This is a genomic window from Paenibacillus barcinonensis, assembly GCF_003217495.1.
Taxonomy (GTDB): domain Bacteria; phylum Bacillota; class Bacilli; order Paenibacillales; family Paenibacillaceae; genus Paenibacillus; species Paenibacillus barcinonensis.
This window is the reverse complement of record NZ_QJSW01000026.1, coordinates 1-23,176: the sequence shown is the minus strand read 5'-3', so window position 1 is coordinate 23,176 and position 23,176 is coordinate 1. Positions and strand designations below refer to the sequence as shown.

Annotated in this window: 23 protein-coding genes and 1 riboswitch; of the genes, 8 read left to right on the top strand and 15 right to left on the bottom strand. The window is 49.8% G+C overall.

Annotated features, from left to right (window positions below; genetic code table 11):
• Window position 1: 1 nt before the first annotated feature.
• The 5 genes from DFQ00_RS24825 to DFQ00_RS24805 all read right to left on the bottom strand — a co-directional run bounded on the left by DFQ00_RS24825 (window position 2) and on the right by DFQ00_RS24805 (window position 3,799).
• Window positions 2–301, bottom strand: a complete 300-nt coding sequence (locus DFQ00_RS24825) for a hypothetical protein (protein ID WP_167433834.1) — start codon at window positions 299–301, stop codon at window positions 2–4.
• A 56-nt stretch (window positions 302–357) separates the two neighbouring features.
• Complete coding sequence (locus tag DFQ00_RS24820; protein WP_110899155.1) at window positions 358–960, bottom strand: VanZ family protein; 603 nt, start codon at window positions 958–960, stop codon at window positions 358–360.
• 91 nt (window positions 961–1,051) lie between these two features.
• Entirely contained in the window at window positions 1,052–1,921 is an 870-nt protein-coding gene (locus DFQ00_RS24815) for a M15 family metallopeptidase (RefSeq protein ID WP_110899154.1), read from the bottom strand.
• Window positions 1,922–2,001: 80 nt separating this feature from the next.
• Window positions 2,002–3,108 (bottom strand): HAMP domain-containing sensor histidine kinase, encoded by a 1,107-nt coding sequence (locus DFQ00_RS24810; RefSeq protein WP_110899153.1) that lies wholly within the window; start codon window positions 3,106–3,108, stop codon window positions 2,002–2,004.
• Window positions 3,101–3,799: a response regulator transcription factor gene (locus tag DFQ00_RS24805; RefSeq protein ID WP_110899152.1), complete on the bottom strand. Its 699-nt coding sequence runs from the start codon at window positions 3,797–3,799 to the stop codon at window positions 3,101–3,103. Before DFQ00_RS24805 ends, DFQ00_RS24810 begins: the two co-directional genes overlap by 8 nt.
• A 344-nt stretch (window positions 3,800–4,143) precedes the next feature.
• Between DFQ00_RS24805 and DFQ00_RS24800 the strand changes: the two genes are divergently transcribed.
• From DFQ00_RS24800 to DFQ00_RS24790, 4 genes are all read left to right on the top strand, one after another.
• The gene (locus tag DFQ00_RS24800) at window positions 4,144–5,094 is read left to right on the top strand and encodes a helix-turn-helix transcriptional regulator (RefSeq protein ID WP_110899151.1); all 951 of its coding nucleotides are present in this window, start codon (window positions 4,144–4,146) and stop codon (window positions 5,092–5,094) included.
• A gap of 82 nt (window positions 5,095–5,176) precedes the next feature.
• On the top strand, window positions 5,177–5,998 hold the full coding sequence (locus DFQ00_RS24795) for a zinc ribbon domain-containing protein (protein ID WP_110899150.1): 822 nt from the start codon (window positions 5,177–5,179) through the stop codon (window positions 5,996–5,998).
• 482 nt (window positions 5,999–6,480) lie between these two features.
• Window positions 6,481–6,648 carry a hypothetical protein gene (locus DFQ00_RS29320; protein ID WP_167433833.1) on the top strand — a complete coding sequence of 56 codons (168 nt, stop codon included), beginning with the start codon at window positions 6,481–6,483 and terminating at the stop codon, window positions 6,646–6,648.
• A 137-nt stretch (window positions 6,649–6,785) separates the two neighbouring features.
• On the top strand, window positions 6,786–7,454 hold the full coding sequence (locus tag DFQ00_RS24790) for an aspartate/glutamate racemase family protein (protein WP_110899149.1): 669 nt from the start codon (window positions 6,786–6,788) through the stop codon (window positions 7,452–7,454).
• Between the two features lie 752 nt (window positions 7,455–8,206).
• Here DFQ00_RS24790 and thiC read toward each other — a convergent pair.
• Together thiC and DFQ00_RS24780 are read right to left on the bottom strand one after the other, a co-directional pair.
• Window positions 8,207–10,030 (bottom strand): phosphomethylpyrimidine synthase ThiC, encoded by a 1,824-nt coding sequence (gene thiC, locus DFQ00_RS24785; protein WP_110899148.1) that lies wholly within the window; start codon window positions 10,028–10,030, stop codon window positions 8,207–8,209.
• A 315-nt stretch (window positions 10,031–10,345) separates the two neighbouring features.
• Window positions 10,346–10,459, bottom strand: a riboswitch (TPP riboswitch).
• Between the two features lie 176 nt (window positions 10,460–10,635).
• Window positions 10,636–11,379, bottom strand: a complete 744-nt coding sequence (locus tag DFQ00_RS24780) for an IclR family transcriptional regulator (protein WP_110899147.1) — start codon at window positions 11,377–11,379, stop codon at window positions 10,636–10,638.
• A 414-nt stretch (window positions 11,380–11,793) separates the two neighbouring features.
• Here DFQ00_RS24780 and DFQ00_RS24775 point away from each other — a divergent pair, with 414 nt between their 5' ends.
• The gene (locus DFQ00_RS24775; protein WP_110899146.1) at window positions 11,794–12,822 is read left to right on the top strand and encodes an alpha/beta hydrolase; all 1,029 of its coding nucleotides are present in this window, start codon (window positions 11,794–11,796) and stop codon (window positions 12,820–12,822) included.
• A gap of 219 nt (window positions 12,823–13,041) precedes the next feature.
• Entirely contained in the window at window positions 13,042–14,334 is a 1,293-nt protein-coding gene (locus tag DFQ00_RS24770) for a Fe-Mn family superoxide dismutase (RefSeq protein ID WP_110899145.1), read from the top strand.
• Between the two features lie 230 nt (window positions 14,335–14,564).
• On the opposite strand, the gene DFQ00_RS24765 is transcribed toward DFQ00_RS24770, so the two are convergent.
• The 8 genes from DFQ00_RS24765 to DFQ00_RS24730 all read right to left on the bottom strand — a co-directional run bounded on the left by DFQ00_RS24765 (window position 14,565) and on the right by DFQ00_RS24730 (window position 21,330).
• Entirely contained in the window at window positions 14,565–14,789 is a 225-nt protein-coding gene (locus tag DFQ00_RS24765; protein WP_090924575.1) for a hypothetical protein, read from the bottom strand.
• 71 nt (window positions 14,790–14,860) lie between these two features.
• Complete coding sequence (locus DFQ00_RS24760) at window positions 14,861–15,733, bottom strand: lipoate--protein ligase family protein (protein ID WP_110899144.1); 873 nt, start codon at window positions 15,731–15,733, stop codon at window positions 14,861–14,863.
• 117 nt (window positions 15,734–15,850) lie between these two features.
• Complete coding sequence (gene folE, locus DFQ00_RS24755; protein WP_110899143.1) at window positions 15,851–16,444, bottom strand: GTP cyclohydrolase I FolE; 594 nt, start codon at window positions 16,442–16,444, stop codon at window positions 15,851–15,853.
• A gap of 56 nt (window positions 16,445–16,500) precedes the next feature.
• On the bottom strand, window positions 16,501–16,764 hold the full coding sequence (locus DFQ00_RS24750) for a YneF family protein (RefSeq protein WP_110899142.1): 264 nt from the start codon (window positions 16,762–16,764) through the stop codon (window positions 16,501–16,503).
• A gap of 171 nt (window positions 16,765–16,935) precedes the next feature.
• Entirely contained in the window at window positions 16,936–17,961 is a 1,026-nt protein-coding gene (locus tag DFQ00_RS24745) for an HD-GYP domain-containing protein (RefSeq protein ID WP_110899141.1), read from the bottom strand.
• Window positions 17,962–17,976: 15 nt separating this feature from the next.
• Entirely contained in the window at window positions 17,977–19,821 is a 1,845-nt protein-coding gene (queG, locus tag DFQ00_RS24740) for a tRNA epoxyqueuosine(34) reductase QueG (protein WP_110899140.1), read from the bottom strand.
• Between the two features lie 174 nt (window positions 19,822–19,995).
• Window positions 19,996–20,571, bottom strand: coding sequence for a signal peptidase I (lepB, locus tag DFQ00_RS24735; protein ID WP_110899139.1), 576 nt, complete (start codon window positions 20,569–20,571; stop codon window positions 19,996–19,998).
• A gap of 333 nt (window positions 20,572–20,904) precedes the next feature.
• Window positions 20,905–21,330, bottom strand: coding sequence for a GNAT family N-acetyltransferase (locus tag DFQ00_RS24730; RefSeq protein ID WP_090924581.1), 426 nt, complete (start codon window positions 21,328–21,330; stop codon window positions 20,905–20,907).
• A gap of 417 nt (window positions 21,331–21,747) precedes the next feature.
• Here DFQ00_RS24730 and DFQ00_RS24725 point away from each other — a divergent pair, with 417 nt between their 5' ends.
• Window positions 21,748–22,359, top strand: coding sequence for a superoxide dismutase (locus DFQ00_RS24725; protein ID WP_110899138.1), 612 nt, complete (start codon window positions 21,748–21,750; stop codon window positions 22,357–22,359).
• A gap of 158 nt (window positions 22,360–22,517) precedes the next feature.
• The gene (locus DFQ00_RS29675) at window positions 22,518–22,718 is read left to right on the top strand and encodes a hypothetical protein (protein WP_146236224.1); all 201 of its coding nucleotides are present in this window, start codon (window positions 22,518–22,520) and stop codon (window positions 22,716–22,718) included.
• Window positions 22,719–23,176: the final 458 nt, after the last annotated feature.

The window sequence follows — 23,176 nt, the reverse complement described above, 5'->3', positions numbered from 1 at the left end:
TTTATGAGATAAAATGACATAGCAAACCCCCGCTCCTTGTGCAGCTGTACAAGGAGCGGGGGTTTTGTTTGTATTCATTCATAGCGAATGAATCAAAAATGGACTCTGATGCCCACCTCGGCATCACTCGCCGGTTCAGGAATGCGATCGTCGCCCCTGCATTTAACTTTTCCACAGTGATCCAATCCATAAAGTCATGCCCGCCATAACTGCGAACAAACTCATGCTTGGTCAGCTCCATCGGCAGATCACATTCGAAGCCTTCTTCAGGTGAACATTTGCGTAAATCTCCTCGGTTCATGCCTTTTTCAGCTAAAGTTGGGTCAAATAACGTCACTGGTGATCGTTAGCGCTCCCTCAGACATGACGCTCCTTCCCATAGCGCCTTGCCGCGACTCGTGCTTTTCCACCCTCGATCAGTCTGTACAAGACAAGCATCGTTGCATACACCAGATACCCGATCATTCCGCCGAGCGTATTCAGCATCAGATCATCCACGTCAAAAATACCTATGCCTGTTAGCAGCTGTGTCGCTTCATACCCCAAACTGAGCAGAAATGACAGAAACAGCACGTTGATACCGGTAAAAAAGGACTGACGAACCATACCCGCAATCAAGATGCCAAAGGGGATAAAGGCAACAATATTACCCGCCAGATGGATGGCTGTTCCTGGTCGATGCAATGAGAGACTGTGCCAGTCTCGTTTGATCTCCTGAAACGGTGTCAGATTGACCGTTCGTGTATGAATCAGGTCGGGTTGCTGCAATATCTCTATGAGTCTGTTCCACACCAAACCCACATCTACCGCCCCTCCTTTGAACAAAATCAGCTTGGTCAGCAGATAAAGGTATATTAACAGTATGACGATGCATCCGATTCGGAACGAGTTGGATTGCTTCTTATGCTTCTTATGCTTCTTATGTTGCTTATGCTTGTCGCTCGGCTTGTTCTGTATCATGCTGTCTCTCCTTCCTTACCGGGCTGTGGGCACCACACTTTGTTTCGGTTACATCGCTACGTTCTCATTGCAGCCGCTTCTCACAAGCCCATCACAGTGACTTCTTAACCGTAACAATGACACCTTCCATGTTATCGCCAGATATATCGTAAGGCTCATTCACGGGCAGATAGATCCGGGTATCCTTTGACACCTGATAATAATGGATATGATACGTTTCACCGTCCAGATTAACGGTGACGTTTTTCTTTGCTTTTAACATCTCCAGATACTCTTCTAACACCATACCATTCTTCGCCATCACTGCACTATGAGGCATGCCAACATATCTGAAATGCCAAGGCTCATACTGAATGCCTGTCACGTTCACTTTATCTTTGGGATATCGCAAAATAAAGCCGTATTTCCACGCGTTCTTCTCCAGCCATGCGCCTTCAGGCGCTTCACTCATGGCAGCCAGGCTGGAGCCTACGTCCAGAGACAGCCCCAGATTATGCTCGCTGTAACCCGCAGGCAGTGCGTAGTCTGAACCCTTTTGCCGATACAGCTCGTCCTGCTTCTCAAAGTCTCTGTAGCCGCTGCTCATTAGAAAATATCGCACATCCTCTGCTCCCGCAGCCTCAACCATCCTCTGGAAGCGTTCTGCCACCTCACGGGATAACATCAGTTTCTGGTCCATCAGTCCATAGCCTTGAGATAGCTCCGCTTCTCCAGCCACATATACAATATCGGAGCGCACGCCCTCCGGCTGAATTGCATGTTTCGAATTGACAAGCACGAGATTGCCTTTATGTATTTGCTCTTGCATCTTCTGGCCTGATATGGCCTGATACCCTGCGTACTTGTCATCTTTGTTCAAAATTACAATCGGCATCCCCTTGTCCTCAACCAAGAATGCCGGTGCTTGCGCTATGATATATCCAATCAGGATGATGCCTATCAGAAAGCCCCACTTTTTCATCACTTGCTCCTCCTTCCCATCATGCTTCAAGGGTAGCCGAAACAATTTAAAGAAAACGCAGGGCAATTATAAAATTTTTCTTAAATTTCGCGGGCAATCTGCTGTAAAACGGGCAAACGAACCTCAAATCTGGTGCGTACCACGTCACTCACAACCGATATGACACCCTCATGCTGCTCCACGATGTTACGCGCAATGAATAATCCGAGGCCCGTGCCACCCTCTTGAGAAGACCGCGCTCGATCCCCCGTGTAATACATATCAAAAATACGTGGAAGATCGTCAGGATGAATATGCCCGCCATAATTTGTCACCTGAATCACCACCTGATCCACTTCCAGATACCCGTTAATGTCCACGTACATGCCGTCTTTGCCATGTCGCGCAGCGTTGATGAGCAGATTTTCAAACACACGAGCGAGCAGCTCTCCATCGCCGAATACGGTAAGATCATTCTCCATATGTAAACGGGTGACCAGATGATTTTTTTCGAAAACAGGATAAAGCTCCTCGTTCATCTGCTTCAGCAGCTCACTCAGATCAAGCCTTGTCTGATGCACCGGCAGCCTGCCGTAGTTCATCCGTGTAATCTCGAACAGATCATCAATCAGCTTCTCCAGCCGCTGGGACTTCGTAAACGCAATCGCGGTAAAATGCCGTTTCTGTTCTTCGCTCAACTGATCGTCCTTCATCAGCAAATCCAGATACCCCAGCACAGAGGTCAGCGGTGTCCGCAAGTCATGCGCCAGATTGACCACCAGCTGGTCCTTGCTGCTCTCGGCAAAGTCGCCACGCTCCACCGCTTGACGCAGCTTCTGACTCGCCAGATTCACACTCTCTGCAATTGAACCCAATTCATCTTTGGCTACGATCTGCACCTGATGATGAAAATCTCCGTTAGCCATATGGTTAATGCCGACAGAAATTTCTTTGAAATAGGTTACGTACGGCTTGGTAAACAGGTAGAAAAATAAAATGGCAAGCGGGATAAACAGGATCATAAACACATAAATATCCCCGATGCTTCTCATGATATTACGATATTCCGCCAGCGGATCTTCCCTTCTCACACCCATATAATACATCTGTAAAAGCTTGTACACGATAAATGTGACCACGCCCGAAGCCAGCATGCTCAGACCGAGCAGCATAATCATCGTTGTGCGAAAGCTTCTCCGTTTAGTCATTGAACGTGTACCCCACGCCCCAGATTGTTTTGATAAACTTGTTCTTGTCTACGTCTTCTCCAAGCTTCCTGCGCAGTGTACGAATATGTACCATAACGGTATTGCCACTTTCGAAATAAGCTTCGCCCCACACCTTCTCAAAAATACTCTCTGCACTGAACACCTGCTTCGGATTGCTCGCAAGCAGCACCAGAATATCAAATTCCTTCGGCGTTAACTCCAGCGGTTTACCGTAAAGCGTCACGCTATGCTGCTCCGGCACAATGACAAGGCCGCCTTTTTCCAGTATCGGGCGCTGCGCCACCGCTGTGGACTGGCTGAATTGCAGGGAACGCCGCAATTGAGAATTCACGCGAGCGACAAGCTCCATAGGATTAAACGGTTTGGTCATATAATCATCGGCACCCATCACGAGTCCTGTAATTTTATCCATGTCCGACGTTTTGGCACTGAGAAAAATGATCGGAAAATGATGCTGCTCGCGGATTCTTCGGGTCACTTCATACCCGTCCATGCCCGGCATCATAATGTCCAGCACAGCCAGATCAATCGCTTGAGTCTGAATTGCCTGTAGCGCAGACTGTCCGTCCGATGCCGTGATGGTATGATAGCCCTCTTTTTCCAAATGCAAAGCAACCAGAGCCGCGATCTCCACTTCATCATCTGCAATCAGAATCGTAATTCGCTTCATTGCTTATTTCACTCCTATATGGGATGCTGGGCATATAACACCTATGAATCTAACAGATAACGACAAGATAAACAATTGAAGCAAGGCTATATAAGTTAGACAAAAGTTTTACAAAGTCCACTCCGATGACAGAATAACCTTCCGATCGCTGTTATCCCCAGATTTATTGATTTCCTTCTGTAATGGGGGAAAATCCGGTGATAAAGGCGAAGCATCTGCTTCCGATGCAGCTTTCTTTTAGAAAGCTTTTAGCTTTGCTTCTCCAGGTTTTTTCTGTCCTCTGCTCTCAAGTGTAAAAAATAGTTCAACACATATAGACCCATAAATGAAAGGACGCTATAGCTATGAAACTGGAGCGCTTGTTAGCCATCGTGGTGCTGCTCATTAACCGGGGGCGTTTGCAGGCGAAGGATCTGGCCGACATGTTTGAAGTATCCATTCGCACGATCTACCGGGATATCGACACACTAGGCCAAGCAGGCATCCCGGTCGTGACGTATCAGGGAGCAAGCGGCGGGATTGGGCTAGCCGAAGGCTATCGTCTGGATCGCAACCTGTTGACAGATAAAGACCTCGTGTCTATCGTCACCGCACTGCGCAGCATCTCCACCTCACATACGAATACTGCACGCGAATTATTAGTTGAGAAGCTGAGCAGTATCGTGCCCGAAGCCAGAAATGAAGATTTTCAAGCCAGCACGCACCGCTTCATCGTGGATTATTCTACATGGACACATCCCGAAGCGCTGCAGCAGAAATTAAAGGTGATTGATCAGGGCATAGATCAGCTGCAATGTGTTCATTTTGCCTATTGCAGTGCCGAAGGAGCACAGACCTACCGTACAGTTGAACCGCATACACTTGTGCTGAAGAGGCACGCGTGGTACCTGTATGCCTTCTGCCATGAACGAAATGAATTCCGCATGTTCAAGCTGGTGCGGATGAAGGAGGTCACTCTGGATTCACAGCATTTTGAGCGCAAGGCCGTTAACCTTCAGGACAGACCTTGGCAGCAGGAATGGAGCCGCCCGGACAATCAGACCGGCATCACGTTGAAATTCCAGGCCCGTGTTCGTCATCTGGCAGAAGAATGGTTTGGCATTGAAAATGTATTACCTGACGGAAACGGGTGTTATATCAGTCAGGTTGCCTTCCCGGAAGATAACTGGCTGTATGGCTTTATTCTAGGCTTTGGCGCGGACGTGGAGGTGCTGGAGCCTCTGCATATTCGGGATAACCTCTGCCGCATTGCAGAGCAAATCGTGCAAAATTATAAACCCTCTGCACAAACCTGACAGACAGCTGTCCAGTTCCTCCCCGTATACTTCAATTATGTTCAAGATTGAAGTGCTACATATCCCGAAGGAGGAATAAATAATGAACGTTACGGTATGCCAAAGCTGTGGAATGCCGCTCACCAGTGCCGAACAATTCGGTACAGAGATGGATGGCGGCTCCACCCGCGAATACTGCATTTATTGTTACAAGGATGGCAAGTTTGAGCAGCCAGGTATGTCACTCGAAGGTATGGTTGAGATGTGCACCACCATTCTCAAGGAGGAGGGCATGGATGAGGAATCGGCCCGCGCCATGCTGCGCAACCAACTGCCCTATCTGAAACGCTGGCAGTCCGCAGGAAGCACCCCCTATACAGGTAAAACAAGTTCAGACGCCCCGGCAGCATCGTCAGATGCGGCTGATGCAGCAAACCATGCCACGTTCTCCAGCGAGCCTGTTCGCTATGTGACCCTGCCTGGCAAAAGACTTGCCGGACTGTCAGCACGTACAACCAACGCGATTGAGATGAGCGGCGAAAGCAGCATCGGTGCGCTTTGGGCACGATATTTTGCCTCAGAACATATTCCAGCTCCCAAGGCTGCGCGTTATGGCTGTTACTCCAATTACACAGATGGTATTGCCGGTGAATATACCATCCTCGTCGGGCATGAGATCGGTGCGGAAGATTCGCTGCCCGAGGGCATGGATGAGGTGCTGTTGCCCCCTGCTACCTATGCGGTGTTTACATCGAGAACCGGACCGATGGTTGAGGTGGTCAGTGAAGTATGGGGCGCGGTCTGGTCCTGGGAGCATCAAAGTGATCGCACGTTTACGGGAGATTTTGAATATTACGATGAACGCAGTTTGGAGCCGGGGAATATGCAGGTGGATGTATATATCGCGGTTAAGGAACGCAGATAATGCTTCAGCGAAGCACGAGTCGCCAAGAGGTCTTGGCGGCTTTTTTTACATTTTCCGAGCGATATACCCCGACCTTAGTACCAAGTTAGTTAGCATATACCATACCTAGTTACTTGGACATATGCCTCAAAAGCAAGCACCATTGACTTCCTTAAAATTAGGACCATTCGCATAACAACCATCCCCCTGCTCCCATCTCTTCTGAGTCATATCAGGTTCTTTCTTCCTGAATTCTCCTAAAACCGTTTACATCCTGTGAATACCGGGTAAAATCACTACATCCGAGTCGGAATTGGGAGTCCATTCCCGCTCCTTCATGTAACAAGTCATATGTACCTATAGGTGCACGCGGTGGATATATTTTATTTTGCGAATGACACCGTACATTTCTCCAATACATATCAAATAGATAACTCAGCATAATCAAATCCATTAACAAATAAAATGATGCATGTTCATCATGCATGTAAGGAGGAACCAAGATGATCCGCATGCCTATTCAGCAAATGATCCCGTATCACCACCAATATCCACGCAACACGGCGACCGCTGCTCCGAAGAAGGAAAATGAGAACAATCCAGGTCTATCCTTCCATGAAATTTTACAGCAAAAAATGGCAAAAAAGAACGTATCCATGAATATGAGGTAACACTTTACATCTATATCCCCTGCTACCTATAATACGGTAAACGTGACATTTCAGGCGTGGCTAGGTTTACCTGTGTAACACTCACGATGTGAACTCGGCACGCCTTACTCGTCACCTCTACATAAAGGGGATGGCCTATGAGCATAATTGCCTGTTTCCACGCACACCACTCCAACATCAGACTGATCGAGCAAGCACTGGCTTCTTATTCTGTCGAACTGGTTCATTATGTGGACCCAGGTCTTGATCGACTCAAGCATGATGAGGATTTCAACAGCACCCTTGTTCGGGAAAAAGTAAACCAGACACTGCAATGGATGAGCCGTTGTCATGCAGATGCCATTCTTGTGACGTGCACCTTGTTTGCAGCCGCACTGGAACAAATGCAACCGTTGCCGATTCCGGTAACGGGCATTGATGATTCACTTCTCGCCATGATGCGAAGGCAGCCAAAACGATATTTGCTGACGTTTACGAATTCTGCCACAGTGGAGCCAACGATGGCCCGGTATCGTGAACATCTGGATCGGCATGGAGCAGATGAAGACAAGCCCGAGCTAGAAGCCTTGCTGCTTCCAGGCCTGTTCGATATGGTCATGCGAGGTGATCAGGACGGCTATCTTGCGGCTTTGGAAGAAGCATTACATCAGCTGGCCCTTGAACGCAAGGACACCTGCCTGGTGGCCGCCCAGCTCTCCATGGCCCCTGCCGCCGAGCAGGCATCCCTCAGTGCAGGTGTGACCATCTATACCCCACTATCATCTTTGGGCCCAACTCTGGAGCGAGATATCGGCATTACACGTTAAATTTCGGAGAAATGACATCATGCTTGGGTGAGCTTGACCTGCTGGGCACGGAAGCCGACACTCTTATTCCGCAATTGGACAAGCCGCAGCATTAAAGGAAGACAGCGTGTGTATCGCCCCAAGGATTAACACATCGTCTATACGGCTAACGATCTGAGAGAACGCTATTCGCCTCATTTCAGCCTCATTGGAATTGTAACGATCCTGAGAAGCCTTATTATAGATTTTCAGGCCTGCACTGTCCCTTTTTCGGCTACTTTAGGTGGAATAGCGTCACTGGGGATCGTTAGAGATGCTATTGCGTCAAAAATGGCTGAATAAGGTTTGTAGAGATCGTTACATTTCCAGCGCATGTCCGCGTTCTGCTCATAAAAAAGTGACCCAGGCTCAGACCTTGCAGTCCTGCCGGGTCACTTTTTCAACTTGTCCGAAGCGGCCCATTACCTGTGCCGCTCACGATCGCTATCACTGCCTAACTCTCTCAATTATTGTGGTCTACGATCCACCGTCTACTATCGCCCTCTCCTATTTACTGTCTACTGTCTACTGTCTACTGCTCATTTCCCACTCCCTACTCTCGCCCCTGGAGCTGCTGCATGTCTCCCTCTAATCCCTAGGTGATGTTGCCCTAGCGCTGTTATCTAGCGTTAATATCTACTCGCCACTTTCTACTACCTGCTGCCTACCATCTACTATCTGCCACTCACTATCTACTATCTGCCACTCACTATCTACTATCTACTGTCTACTATCTATGAACGTGCCCGGTATTCCTCGGCTTTCGCCTGCATACCGGCGGCGACTGCTTCATCGTCGTTCAAGCCACGATCTGCGGCAAAAGCACGGATATCCTGCGTGATGCGCATGCTGCAGAACTTCGGCCCACACATGGAGCAAAAATGCGCTTCTTTTGCCCCTTCTGCGGGCAGCGTCTCGTCGTGATAGGAGAGTGCCCGTTCCGGGTCGAGTGACAGGTTAAACTGATCCCGCCAGCGGAACTCGAAGCGTGCCTTCGACAGCGCATCATCCCGGCGCTGGGCGCGTGGGTGGCCTTTGGCCAAGTCAGCAGCATGTGCGGCTATTTTATATGCGATAACCCCTTCACGCACGTCGTCCTTGTTGGGAAGCCCCAGATGCTCCTTAGGTGTAACGTAGCAGAGCATGGACGTGCCAAACCAGCCAATCATCGCCGCACCAATGGCAGACGTAATGTGATCGTAGCCGGGTGCAATGTCGGTGGTCAGCGGCCCGAGGGTATAGAACGGTGCTTCCTGGCAGATTTCCATCTGCAAATCGACGTTTTCCTTGATCTTGTGCATCGGCACATGCCCCGGCCCTTCGATCATGACCTGTACATCATGCTTCCATGCAATCTGCGTTAATTCACCGAGCGTTGCCAGCTCCGCCATCTGTGCCTCATCATTGGCATCGTAGATGCTGCCTGGACGCAATCCATCCCCCAGAGAGAAGGCCACGTCATACCTTTTCATAATCTCGCAGATTTCCTCAAAATGGGTGTACAAAAAGTTCTCCTGATGATGTGCCAGACACCACGCCGCCATAATGGATCCGCCCCGTGACACGATGCCTGTCATCCGCTTCGCGGTCATCGGAATATAACGCAGCAGTACGCCAGCATGAATCGTAAAATAGTCCACGCCCTGCTCCGCCTGCTCAATCAGTGTGTCCCGGTACAGCTCCCATGTCAGAGCCTCAGCCTCTCCATTCACCTTCTCCAGCGCCTGATAGAGCGGTACCGTACCAATCGGCACGGGAGAGTTGCGAATAATCCATTCCCGGGTCGTATGAATGTGCTTGCCTGTGGAGAGATCCATCACCGTATCCGAGCCCCAGCGCACCGCCCAGGTCATCTTCTCCACCTCCTCCTCGATGGAGGAGGATACAGCCGAGTTGCCGATATTCGCATTGATTTTAACGTGAAAATGACGACCGATCAGCATCGGCTCACTCTCCGGGTGATTGATGTTGGATGGCAGAATCGCCCGCCCGCTTGCCAGCTCCTGCCGCACGAATTCAGGCTCTACGCCTTCTCGAATCGCGGCGTATTCCATCTCTGGCGTAATGATGCCCTGCCGCGCATAATGCATCTGTGTAACGCAGCGTCCAGCAAGAGCGCGCAGCGGCTGCCCCCGGAAGCCGGGGTATTCCTCTGCCCCTGCTCTCCGTCCGCCAGGCTTCAAGCCGTTATCCTCCGGTTGCACAGCCCGGCCCTCGTATGCTTCTACGTCACCGCGCTCCATAATCCAGTGATTTCGGAGCGCAGGCAGCCCCTTCCGAATATCCATCTGGAATTCGGGATCGGTCATCGGGCCGCTCGTATCGTAGACACGTAGCGGCTCATTATGCTCCACCCCTTGGGGAGTATTGGTGTCATGAAGGGCAATTTCACGCTCCGGTACAGCAATGTCCGGCCGTGAGCCCTGAATGTATACTTTGCGGCTGCCGGGGAAGGGCTGAACCCCTTCCGCCGCCCCGGTTTCCTTTTCCACCGGATGACCATCACGCCCCCATTCCCCTGTTTCGATCTGCTGCTCCGTTCCATTACCTGTACTCATGTCTCTTGTCTCCTCCTCTGTGATTTTGGCTCCCCGTCCAGAACATACAGAGCATAGAAGCACAGCAGGAATGATCCTGCGCACACAGTCGCATTGATCCAGGAGACACCTTAATATGTACAGGCAGGCTCGGATTCGGATTTGGCTTCACAATGAGTTCAGATGAACGCACAGCATACGAATCTTGACTTGGCGCTGTATATAAAAAAAGCCGGTTCCGAGGGAACCGACTGATGTCCATCACTGTACACGTAAACATAGGCATCTTGCTGCTAAACAGCATTTGCGCCAGGTTAACGTCCGCAGTGTTCTTGGTCAAATGGCCGATTACTTCCCTACGCTGGTATGATCCAGATCAGGTGCAAAGGGTCCGAGATCTCATGCGATCCCGTCTCAGTCCGGACAATTCGGACTCCCCCAGTAACGTAAACATATTGCGGCGTACAAGCCGCGTTTCAACTTAACGATGAATTTTCAACTGGCCCCGCCGGGCCGTCCATTACAGAGTAGCTTAATCTGGTTAGAAATACAACCTTTATATTCCAGATAATATGCTCGCATAGAACTGACACCAAGCCGATTTGAACCAAAGTACGCCAACGAATTTACGACAGCATAAGTCCCATCTGCGCTGCCGCTTCCTTCAATACGGGTGCATACTCATGCAGTGTTTCCTGTGAGAGCCGGCTGACCGGGCCAGACACAGAAAGCGCTGCCGCGATGCTGCCTCTGCGATCCATAATCGGTACGGACACCGCAGCCGCTCCAGGCTCACGCTCCTCATAGCTGGTTGCATATCCGCTCTCCCGGATGTCCTCCATCTGCGACAGATACACGGCCGGGTCAATAAATACGGGCCATTCCGGGCCGTTCATTAGCTCCTCGCGGTCCTCCTCCGTGGCAAATGCCATCAGCACTTTACTGGAAGCTCCTACGGAAAGCGGCAATCTGGCCCCTACAGGTGCAACACGGCGTATAGCCTGATCACTCTGTACCGCCTGAATCCGAATCCGCTCACTGCCATCTCGAAGATAGAGGCTCACCGTCTCACCCAAACGATCCCGAAGCCTCTCCATTGCAGGCAGCAGCAGAATCGCAGGATCATCACTGCGTGACATATGGGCAGACAGCTCCCAGATACGAATGCCCAGTCGATATTTCTCCGTAGCCGCATCACGAATGACAAAGCCCTTATCCTCCAGTGTAGCCATCAAGCGATGCACGGTGCTCTTGTGCAGACCGATCTGGCTGGCAATTTCAGTGAGTCCCAGATCGCTACGCGTGGTAAAACATAATAATATATCCAGCGCCCGTTCTACAGCCCGGACGGTTAACTTGCGGTCTTCCATGGCATAATGCCCTCCTCATGTTTCATCACATGAAACTTGGTTACATAAATTATATGAGAAACGATCTCATCTGTAAACCAAAAAGAGCGATGAATCTGGGGAAAAGTTAAAAGTCAGTGGGCATTTTCTGCAAAAAATGCATCTCTTAATCTCCTGTAAATTTCACACTATGGAAATGTTATCTATACAACTAAAGAACTATATAACAATTGCGTAACAAATGCCGCCAAGCAATTGACTTTAACTATATCGGAACATACGATAAAGATAGAATCACTTTTCATTAATAAATGCTAAAGCATGACTTTAGCATCAGGGTATTTGCCTGATTTTAAATTTAAAAAAACAAGCATGTTTGCACATTGTGATCTTATGCTGAATTTCGCTTAACTGAATTTTAAAGGAGGGGCGTGCATGTATTCGACATCCCAGAGCGAGGCCCCGCTGCATACCAAAGTGTCCGATCTGCCCTCTTCGTTGTCACCAAGGCTGATTCGGTTCAAACATATTGTCGTAGCGTTGCTGCTCTCCGTAGTATTTTTCCTTTTGTTTTGTTTTATTGCCTTACACGGTTATATTGCATGGGTGCTTTCGAATCCTACGGTCGCACCTGTTTTCTCGAATCCCATGCAGGCGAAAAACATGAAGTACGAGGATATCACCTTCCCGGCAGCGGACGGCAGCCGTACGATGCAGGGCTGGTATATTCCCGCTAATAAGGACACGGGCAAAACGATTATTTTCAGTCATGGCTATGGCGCCAACCGCGAGGAAACCTGGGTGCCGATGTATGATCTGGCCCACTACGCACACCAGCTCGGGTTCAATGTTGTGATGTTTGATTACGGGTTTGCCTCTCAAATAAACAGAGCTGTAGCTACTGGCGGTAAAGCCGAGTCCCAGCAACTGCTTGGTGCTATTCAGTTCGCGAAGCAGCGCGGAGCGCAGGAGCTGGTCGTCTGGGGCTTCTCCATGGGAGCAGGCACTGCCCTGCAAACCGGATTGCTTACGAATGAAGTGGATGCCATGATTCTGGACAGCACGTTCCTGCTGGAGCCGGACACGCTCTACCATAACATTCATAACCAGATCAATCTGCCGCGCCAGCCTACGCTGGAGATTATGAAGCTGCTCTTCCCTGTGCTAAACGGGACAGGTTTACAGCAGATTCCGTATCAGGAAGTGAAGAAAAAAGACTATCCGTTCCCCATCTTCTTTATTCACGGTACGGAGGACGAGAAGGCTCCTTATCCTATTGCCGAGCAGCTTGCCGCTAATCAGACCAATCCATATTCCGAGGAATGGATCGTGAAGGATGCACATCACGAATTGATTTTCAGAGAGCATCCGAAGGAATATTTACGCCGTGTTTCGACTTTCCTCAGTCATGTGACCAAGACCAGCGGAGAGTATGTACAAAGTGCAAGTAATAATGTGCGTTAAACGACATTCTATAGATGACTTTTGTTAGCGTGGTCCACGCTGCAAAGCTCAGTGAACGTATTCAGAGCCCCGGAGGGGCTCTTTTTTTGTATGCACATAGGACAACATGCTTCGGGAATATACTGCCTGAGACAGAGCTATATCACTGAACGTTGACTACGCGGAATGATGAATGCCTGTACGGTAATTTCACAATGAAGGATTGGAGGTCCCATGAATATGAACTGCGACGATTATGGTCGTCTGCTGCCTTTGCGGACGCTGGAGGAAATCCGTTTCTGGAAGGAGCAGGAGAAGGAGCATACCCTCATTATTCGGGCTCTGGTGCCTGACCTGGAGCCTTCTTATGTGAAGCTGCTGGAGGAATGGGAGGCTGCCTTTGCGGGCAGCGAACGAGTCGCGAATCAGCTGATTAAGCAGCTATTGCCCGCAACCCAGCCCCCTGCTCCGTATATCATGCGCTGCATTGATCAGCTCGTCTCGGCAGCACAGGATCAGTCCAGGGCGTTTATTAAACAGTTGTATGTCCTGCTGGAGCAAAGCGCTGCGGTATGTGCGGTTCCGCTTGCCCAAGCATTTATTCTGCATGCCATCCGTGAATCGGAGTATTTCCTCGGGGTACTCGAAACCTTGAGCACGCCTGGTCTGCTGCGAGAAGCGGCATCAGCCTCATCTCTGCTGCTGGAGAACGCACTGCACAGCACCAAGCTCGAAGACAATCCGAACGTGCGGCGTGAAGCAAAAGAAGCTCAGGCCACTTCCAACATCAAAACAAATGCGTCTCCCGCCCCTTCTGTACAGGCGCAATCAGCAGCACCTCAATCTTCTGCGGGTGGCAACACTTCAGCCGAGCCCTTGACGAATACGGCCCCGGTTAAAGAAAAGCCCGTTCCCATAGGCGGGCATACGCTACCTCCCCTGCCTTACGCGTACAACGCACTGGAGCCACATATTGACGAGCTGACGATGCGTATTCACCATGACAAACACCATCAATCCTATGTGGACGGACTGAATACGGCCGAGAAAAAGCTGGCTGAATCTCGTAAAAAGAATAACTTTGAGCTCGTCAAGCATTGGGAGCGTGAGCTTGCTTTTAACGGGGCAGGTCACTATCTGCATACCATCTTCTGGACCATTATGAATCCCGCAGGTGGCGGCAAGCCTGAAGGCATGCTTGCAGAGCAGATCAAACGTGATTTTGGCAGCTACGAGGCGTTCAAAAATCAATTTACTGAAGCAGCCAACAAGGTCGAGGGCAGCGGCTGGGCGATGCTTGTATGGAGTCCGCGAGCGCATCGCTTGGAGATCTTGCAGGCCGAAAAACATCAGAACCTCTCCCAATCCGACATCGTGCCGCTCTTGCCGCTGGATGTATGGGAGCATGCCTACTATCTCAAACATCAGAACGAACGCAAAAAGTATATCGAGGACTGGTGGAATGTCGTGTACTGGCCTGCTGTCGCTGAACGTTATGAAGCCGCACGCAAGCTGCTGTGGCCGCCTTATTAAAGCACAGCACTGCCTGTGAAGTTAAAGAGATATCTCCAGTCCAAAGGACTGAAAGATATCTCTTGTTGAATGTATTGCACGGTGCACCCTGGGTGAGTGAGCTCGCATAATTCGCAGGCTATTGTTATTAACACCCCACTCATGCAACCCAAACAAAAAAGGCGAATCTCATATAAGAGATTCACCTCACAATTCACTTCACATTACACTCCACTCATAACATATCTATGTTAAGAAGCACAGCCCTCACATGCTACGTAGTTGTCGCCAACCTGTTTGCTGATTGCAATCAGATCGCCGAGCTTGATATCGGACTCCTCTGTAAACTCCAGATCGGCAATACGTGCCACAATCAGGGCAGCGGCCTCTTCCTTGCTGGTTGCCATTTGGCTGAATTCTGACTTTTCACCTGTTGAAATAACTTCATACAGGTATGTATATCTTAATGTTTCCACTCTAATCCTCTCCTTCCGAAATCACATCATACCATCTCTGTTACCCAATTCCAAACCTGATGAAAAAGAACTCAGTCGTAGCGCGATTTCATCTGTTCTGCTGTCACGCGCACTTCATCTGTATGAACAGAAAGCACCCGCTCCGTTCCAGCATTCGGGTACCTGCTGCGTAAGGTACGCACCAGTGACGCCGTATACGCCGCCGTCGAAGGCACGCCTGCCAGCTCCTGCAAGCTTGCCATCGTGCCAGGTTTCACCTCCGGATATCCCCCAGCCCTTCCCCCTGAGGCTTCATCATAAAAGCTGCGCACTGCTGCAGCAAGCTCATCTCCTGGACCTTCCACGATGATAAACGCAGTAATTATGTAGGCTTTCGCCTGCCTCCGCTGAGCGATACCACAAAATTTCAATCCACCCACGCTGACATCATAATCTCCAGGGCAGAAGGCCCCCTGTACTTCTCCAGTCTCTGCCTGAGCTGTCCAAGGGATTAACGACTCGGCAATAATCGAAGCCATCTCGCGAAAATCATCATGAATATTGATGGCATGTCCGGGATTAGGCAGAATCAGAGACACATTCACGACTCCCGGATTCAAGGGGACGGCCGCACCGCCTGAAGGTCGCACACATACAGCAGCCCCCTCACCGCGAATACGTTCCATCGCTTCGACTGCAAGAGGCAGTCTTCGATCACGCAGCCCGGCCACAAAGGCATCCGCATGCCGCCATATATGAGCCACCGGCAGATGTCCTGAACCAACTCGCCTGCACATGACTTCTTCCCATGCAAATGCATCCAGCACATTGCTTCCACGACGCATAAGCGGCGTTTCCCAAATCTGCAAGCGAAGCGACGAATGCTTCGCGGCAGTTATCCCTTGTTCAGCCAAACCCCTCTTATCCGGCTCAGGCCATTGATTGGATTGGGAAGGTATACTCATCGTCCATAACCTCCGACTGTCGAATTCATGCATTATTACAGCACAGCCAGCTCATCGTGCCAGAAACAACGCTATATATAAATAAGCCGGTCCCATAGGAACCCGGCTTATCTAACCTTACTCTTTTATCAAAGACAGAAACTCCGCACGTTGTGCAGGGTTATCCCGAAAAGATCCACGTACAGCCGAAGTTACGGTCTTGCTGCCTGGTTTCTTCACGCCCCGTGAACACATACACAAGTGCTCGCCTTCAACAACAACCATCACACCATGCGGCTCTACAGCCTCCGTCAAGATGTCAGCAATCTGAGATGTAATGCGCTCCTGTACCTGAAGACGGCGTGTGACCGCTTCAACCAGACGTGCCATCTTGCTCAGACCAACAATTTTCCCGCTCGGTACATATCCGATATGTACTTTACCGAAGAACGGTGCCATATGGTGCTCACACTGGCTGTAGTACACGATATCTTTAACGATGACCAGTTCTTCGTGATTCTCGTCAAAGGTGACACCCAGCACGTCACGGGGATCAACCTCATATCCACCAAAAATTTCTTCGTACATCCGGGTTACCCGTGCAGGCGTTTCCAGAAGCCCTTCACGTGTGCTATCCTCGCCAATCAGTTTGAGAATCTGTTCGACATGATACTCGATCTTCTCCCGATTGTCGGATACTTTGGAATTCAAATAATCTTTAACGCCAGCCATGGCCAAGCGCCTCCTTTCGAACCACATTATGCAAGCGGTTTATCCGCCTACAGCTATTATTTTCGGCGGCCCGAGCTTTTACGCGCAGGATGCTGACTCGGCTGAGGCATTTTCGCACCTGGCTGCTGATTCTTCATCATCTGCTGGGCACGCTGCATTTGCTTGCCATTCAGGTTATAGCCCATCTGCTTCGCCATCTTCTGTAGCATCTCAGGGTCGCTTTGCATTTTCTCGAGCTGTTTACGCAGGTAGAACACCCCAATGAAAAATCCACCGACCAGACCCACAATCAATGTAATAATCGGTATTACAATCTCCATCTCTTAGACACCTCTGTATGCAATCTGAAAAAACCTGATGATCTGTGCCAGTAAACATCATGATTCATATCATTCATCTCGATAATGCATACATGACACCGACCGGATTTCCTGAGAGTTATCATAGCATTTCCACACGCCGTGAGCAAACGCATTTTCCAGATAAATGGCTTAGACAAGCACGCCTTCAATAAAGACCGTTGTCTGCTTCGCCAAATCAATCTCGACGACATCCAGAGAAAAACGTGTGCTGCCTCGCGCTACCCGGATCACTGGCCTGCCGGGCAGCCCCCGATGCTGACGAACGATAACACCGGTTTCTTTGGTAGACAGCCGGACAGCTGTCCCGTTCGGATACACCGATACACTTTTGTTAAACTCAATCAGAATGTCCCGATCAAGCTTGGTTCCCGACATCGCCATCATCTCTTCACATGCTTCGTGTGGAAGCAGACTGTTACCTGACAGACCATTAATCAGGTTATCGTAGATGTTGGCTGCACTGACAATTTTGGCAAACAGATGTATATCCTTGCTTGTGATGCCTCTAGGGATGCCACTGCCATCTACATGTTCATGATGCTGCAATGCAGTATGTGCGACGAGCAGACTGAACTCCCGCTTGTTCTTGATTACTTCGAAGCCACGCCAGGTGTGGTGCAGCTTCGAAGTAGCATTGCTGCCAGACGGCTCGCCTACTTTTCCAATGTCATGCAGCAATGCCCCAACAGCCAGATCCTTGAGCTGATTATAATTGAGTCCCATATTCAGTCCAATCACCGATGACAACAAACATACATTCATGGCATGAACATACTGTGCGTTATCCTTGGTACGGATATCCGTTAACTGAACGAGCAGCTCGCGTCCGTTCAGCACATCATTCAGCAGCTTGTCGATGCTGAGTGAAACTTTTTTCGGACTCCAATCCTTTCCAGACCTCACCGCTTCGAGCGTTACACTCATCTCATTAATAATGGCCCGTTTCGTAGCTTCATCCAGAATATCTTCTATCTCTATATCTTTATACGCTTCATCCTGGATGTACAGCGTGGTAACCCCGATACGCTTCAGCGTATTGACCATAAACACGGTGAGCTGGACTCCGGCAGACAGCAAAACCGTACCGTTACTCGAATATACTGTCTTGCCCAGAACCTCTCCCGCCTCCACGCTTTCCACGTTTACATACTTCATGAACGTCCCCCGCTCTTACGTTTGCTGCTCCAATGTGAGCAATTGCTCTTTGGTTTGCAGACCGCCTGCGTAACCCACCAGGGTGCCATCTTTACCGCTCATGCGGTGACAGGGAATAACAATCGGAATAGGATTCTTGCTAATGGCATCCAAAACTGCGCGTACAGCCTTGGGCCGGCCGATCTTCTCCGCAACCTCTTGGTGAGTTAAGGCTTCTCCATAAGATATATCGGACAGAACCTGCCAAACCTGTAGCTGGAATGCAGTCCCATACCGCTCAAGCTGCAAGTCGAACGTCTTTCGTTCCCCTGCAAAATACTGCCGAAGCTGCTCAGCAGCATCGCTAAGCTTCTCTTCATTTTTCTCGTATCGGTATTCACCAATCCAGGTACGTGCCCACTGCTGCAGATGAGCTTCCCGTACATGGAAAGCACCAAAATCAATATGACACAGTCCCTCATCGGTTGCACACAACGTAAGTGTACCAATGGGTGTGAGCAGTTCATCATAATATACAGGCTTCCCGTGAAGTCCAGTCACTGCGGACGGCTTCCATGCAGCCGCTTCCTCCGGCTTGTCTGTAGATGCAGACTGCTTCTCATTTATTTCCGTTGTACGCTCAAGCTCGCCTTCACTCTTGCCCTCCAGCTTGCTTGCATGACCAGCCTGTGGCTGTTCGGGTAAGGCAGTGGACGACATCAGTCGCTCCTTGGCCTTCTGCAGCATACTTAGCACGTTACCATCTTGTTCGATCGCGGCAGCTTCCCCGATAGCTCTCATGGCGTCTTCTCCTCCAATTCTGCTCAGCGCCCAGGCAGCGGTTCCCCGCAGCTCTGGACGCGGATCACGCTTCAGTACCTGCGTTAGTTTGGGTACAGCGCTTTTGTCTTTGAAATTGCCCAGTGCAATGACCGCGTTACGCTGAATCGGCTTTTTGCCCCGCCACGAGGCAGAGCTTTGACCGAAGCGTTCTTTGAACTCACGGTTGCCGATATCCAGCAGCGGTAGCAGCAAAGGCTTTACAACCTCCGGGTCGGGATGAAACTCGGGATGATGATCCCAGTTTTTGCCCCGATTTTTCGGACATACAATCTGACATGTATCACAGCCGTACAGACGGTTGCCTATTTTGAGCATAAACTCCTCATCCAGAAATCCTTTGGTCTGGGTTAGAAAAGAAATGCAGCGCTGCGCATTCAATTGGCCAGGGCCAACCAGCGCACCTGTCGGACAGGCATCAATGCATTTCGTGCATTCTCCGCAATCCTCCGTCACGGGAGTATCTGGCGGGAACGGAATATTCGTAACAAGCTCTCCAAGGAATATCCATGAACCGAATTTCGGCGATATAATCGAGCAGTTTTTGGCACTGAACCCGATCCCTGCCCGCTGTGAGACCGCACGATCTACCAGCGCTCCGGTATCCACCATGCTCTCAATCATCGCTTCCGGCACACGCTCGCGGATAAAGCTAACCAGCTTGTCCATCGCCGTGCGCAGCACCTGATGATAGTCCTGTCCCCAGGCCGAACGAGCAAAAATGCCGCGGTACGCGCCAGGCTCCGACTTCGGCGGATTTATCATTTTGGACGGATAAGCCACGGCTATGGCAATCAGGGAAGCAGGCTCGCCGCCTTGAAGGGCGGGATGCACTCTTTTTTCAATATCCGACTCCTCGAAGCCTGATGCATACCCCTTATCCCGAGACTGCTCCAGCAGTGATTTCAGTGACACAAACGGATCAGCTGAAGCAAATCCAATATCATCTATTCCCAGCTCCGGGCCTGCTGCCTTGATCTCCTGCTTTAACGCCTCCCATACGGAGGCGACCTGTGCTGCCCCGGTCCGTACGCTCGTCATGTCCTTTTCCCTCTCTTCTCTCTGGCACGTATTCGGTAAACAAGGAACGCCCGTCTCACTGAAGAGATCAGGCGTTTCGCTATTTCTATATATCTTGCAAAAAGTGAATTTACAGCCTACGCGCCTGTATGGTTAAACGCAAAATACGTTCTGAAGTTGTTGTGATCCAACATTTTACAGCTTTTTCATCTCCGAGAAGGGCCAGAAAATAAATTCGGCTTTGCCGACAATTTCACTGGAAGTGATGCTTCCGAACATGCGGCTGTCCTTGCTTTTGCCCTCATGACGATTATCCCCCATCACGAAGTAATGATCCGGCTCCAGCGTAATTGGCCCGAAATCCGGGTCCTGCATCTCAATATCGGTATAGCTCTCTGCCTGCTTCACGCCATTTACATATAAAAGATGGTCCTTGACCTCAATCGTATCTCCCGGCAGACCAACAATGCGTTTCACTAAATAATCCTTCTTGCCAACACCTTCGCTTGGGTCACGCAGCACAATGACGTCCGACCGGGCCGGCTCACCGAAATGGTACACCATCTTGTTCACAAACAGACGATCGTGCTCCACCAGCGTTGGCTGCATGGACTGCCCTTTGACCATCGACAGATTAAATACAAACAGGTTCAGCAGCATCATAATGACAAACGCAACCACAATGGTCTTCACCCAATCCCACAGCTCGGCTGTCCACGACTTCCCTGATGGCTGAGGAGCAGATTTGCGGTTGGGGTCTCGCTCCCCCATAGTTGAAGGCTCTATCGAAGAAAAATTGGAATTCAAAGAGACACCTCATTTATCAGTTTGTAGATTACACGTGTAACCCTGGGTCATACTCCCTTTCAGTCTACTCTATTTGGGAATGCGAAACAATTGGAGATGCCCACCAGCACATGGCAAACACGCTCTCTTTATTACACGTTCTGGGGAAAATAAAACAGGGAGGCATAACTGCATCTGCCTCCTCAACCAAATAGAAAGGCATATCCATCACGCCGTTGATGCGTGAACAGATATGCCTAATATGAAATAACAATCTTATATTTCTTTGTCTAGCTACACCGAATTCACCTGCACCAATTAAGCCTTGGACAAAATACTAAGTTTCTGAAAAGCACTCAGAATCTTATTGGCACCATACCCCATTGCTTCGTACAAAGGCATGGCTGCTTTGTTGTGTTCATCACCGGCCACCCAAATCTGGCTGACTTTGCGCTGCTGGAATCGCTGCTCCATAGCCTCGACAAGTGTTTTGCCGACACCGCGGCGACGATAGTCTGGATGAACCGCAATACGATAGATGCATCCCTGGTTTTGATCAATCGTACCGATCAAGGCACCGACGAGGTCTCCCTCTTCTTCTGCAACCATGATCAGATCAGAATCCCATGACAATTGACGGGCAAACGGGCCCATCGTGTTTTCATAACACTCTTCCGATAGTGCAACCTGGAGAAGCTCCGTCATCTGGCTTGCATCACTCAACTGAAAGGAACGAACGTGCATGTCTTAAATCTCCCTTTTCGTTAGCTTAGATGAGGTTTTACAAAAAAGGGGGTCCCCTTTTACCAAAAACCCGATGTTCATATAATGACAAAAAACGAGAAAATACCGCTTCTTCGTCAATTAAACCATACTTTACTCCATAAAACACGCATTTTCTTCTGTAAGCGCTTTATTGTAATCGTTTACATCGAGTTGATTGCAATTTTAACGATTTTTTTCGTCAAAATCTCATATTTTTATTCAAATTGGGTAAAATATGTTTGTTATCTCTGGCCTGACTTTTCATTAACGGTTCAGGAGACTTAATAAACAAAAATGTTGATTAATTATCCCGAATGCGGTTTAATAATAGAGGCAAGGGTATTATTACATATGTACCTTAACAATCCATTACAAAATCTCAGGAGGTATTTCACTATGGCTTTTCAATTACCGGCACTTCCTTACGCTAACGATGCACTGGAACCACATATTGATGCACAAACGATGGAAATTCACCACGATCGCCATCACAACACTTACGTAACTAACTTGAACGCAGCTCTGGAAAGCGCTCCTGAACTGCAAGACAAAAGCTTGGAAGATCTGATCGCTAACCTGGACAGCGTACCAGAAGGCATCCGCACAGCGGTTCGCAACAACGGTGGCGGACATGCTAACCACAGCTTGTTCTGGGAAATCATCGGACCTAACGGCGGCGGCGCACCTACAGGTGACATCGCAGCAGCAATCGACAGCGAACTGGGCGGCTTTGACAAGTTCAAAGAAGATTTTGCTAAAGCAGCAACTACTCGTTTCGGTTCTGGCTGGGCATGGCTCGTAGTAGGCAAAGATGGCAAATTGTCCATCACTAGCACGCCTAACCAAGACAGCCCGCTCTTCGAAGGTCTGACTCCAGTTCTGGGTCTGGACGTATGGGAGCATGCTTACTACCTGAAATATCAAAACAAACGCCCTGACTACATCGGCGCATTCTGGAATGTAATCAACTGGGATGAAGTTAACAAACGTTACGCTGCAGCAAAATAAATTGCTGTTAGAATAGAAGAGCCTGCATCGGTCCTTTCGGACTGATGCAGGCTCTTTTTGAGTTATGTGGGCGGCGGCTTGTGTGCCAAGAAGCACAGCTTGCGTGACCAGGATGCGATGCATGGGCCCCCCAGCCTGCAACTTCTGCGTGATCCCGCATGCACGGTGTACGACACTATGGCAGCACAGACGGTATTGTAGCGTCGATGCGACTACGGAGCATGGGCAACAATGCAGCCTGGTTACGACTGCGGAACATGGATCAGGACGCAACGAGGGTAAGGTTTATGCTACATCAAGCTGATCAAGTAGCGGGGCCTCTCGGCGGCTATGCGAGCATCGCTTTATGCTGCCCGTGAGCGCGCAATCGCGATCCTCTTACCCTCGCCTGCTTACATTAATAACGCTAACGTCAGGTACGCGGACACCTCTGTAGCATGTAACGTACGGCACCTTCTCTCGCCTTCACCTTCTGGTTAGCATCCTCCGGCTGCGCTAACGATCCTCAGGAACGCTATTCACCCCTTTTTCGGCACATCGAAATTCTAACGATCTCCAGAAACGCTATTTGCCCCTTTTTGGCTCAAAAATGCTCCTGATGAGCAATTTTAGCCCAAATAACGTCTCTCAGGATCGTTAAAATTTCATGCCCCTATATTTCCTCGAAATAAGGTGTCTGGGGATCGTTAGCTCTGAACCCGCCTGAATATACCTCTGCGCGGTGGACCTATGTCAAGAAAGTAGACACTTACGCGACGGATTTGTCCGTAAATTTCTTCGCAAAACGAGCAGGGGAAAGATAACCTAGCGCCCCATG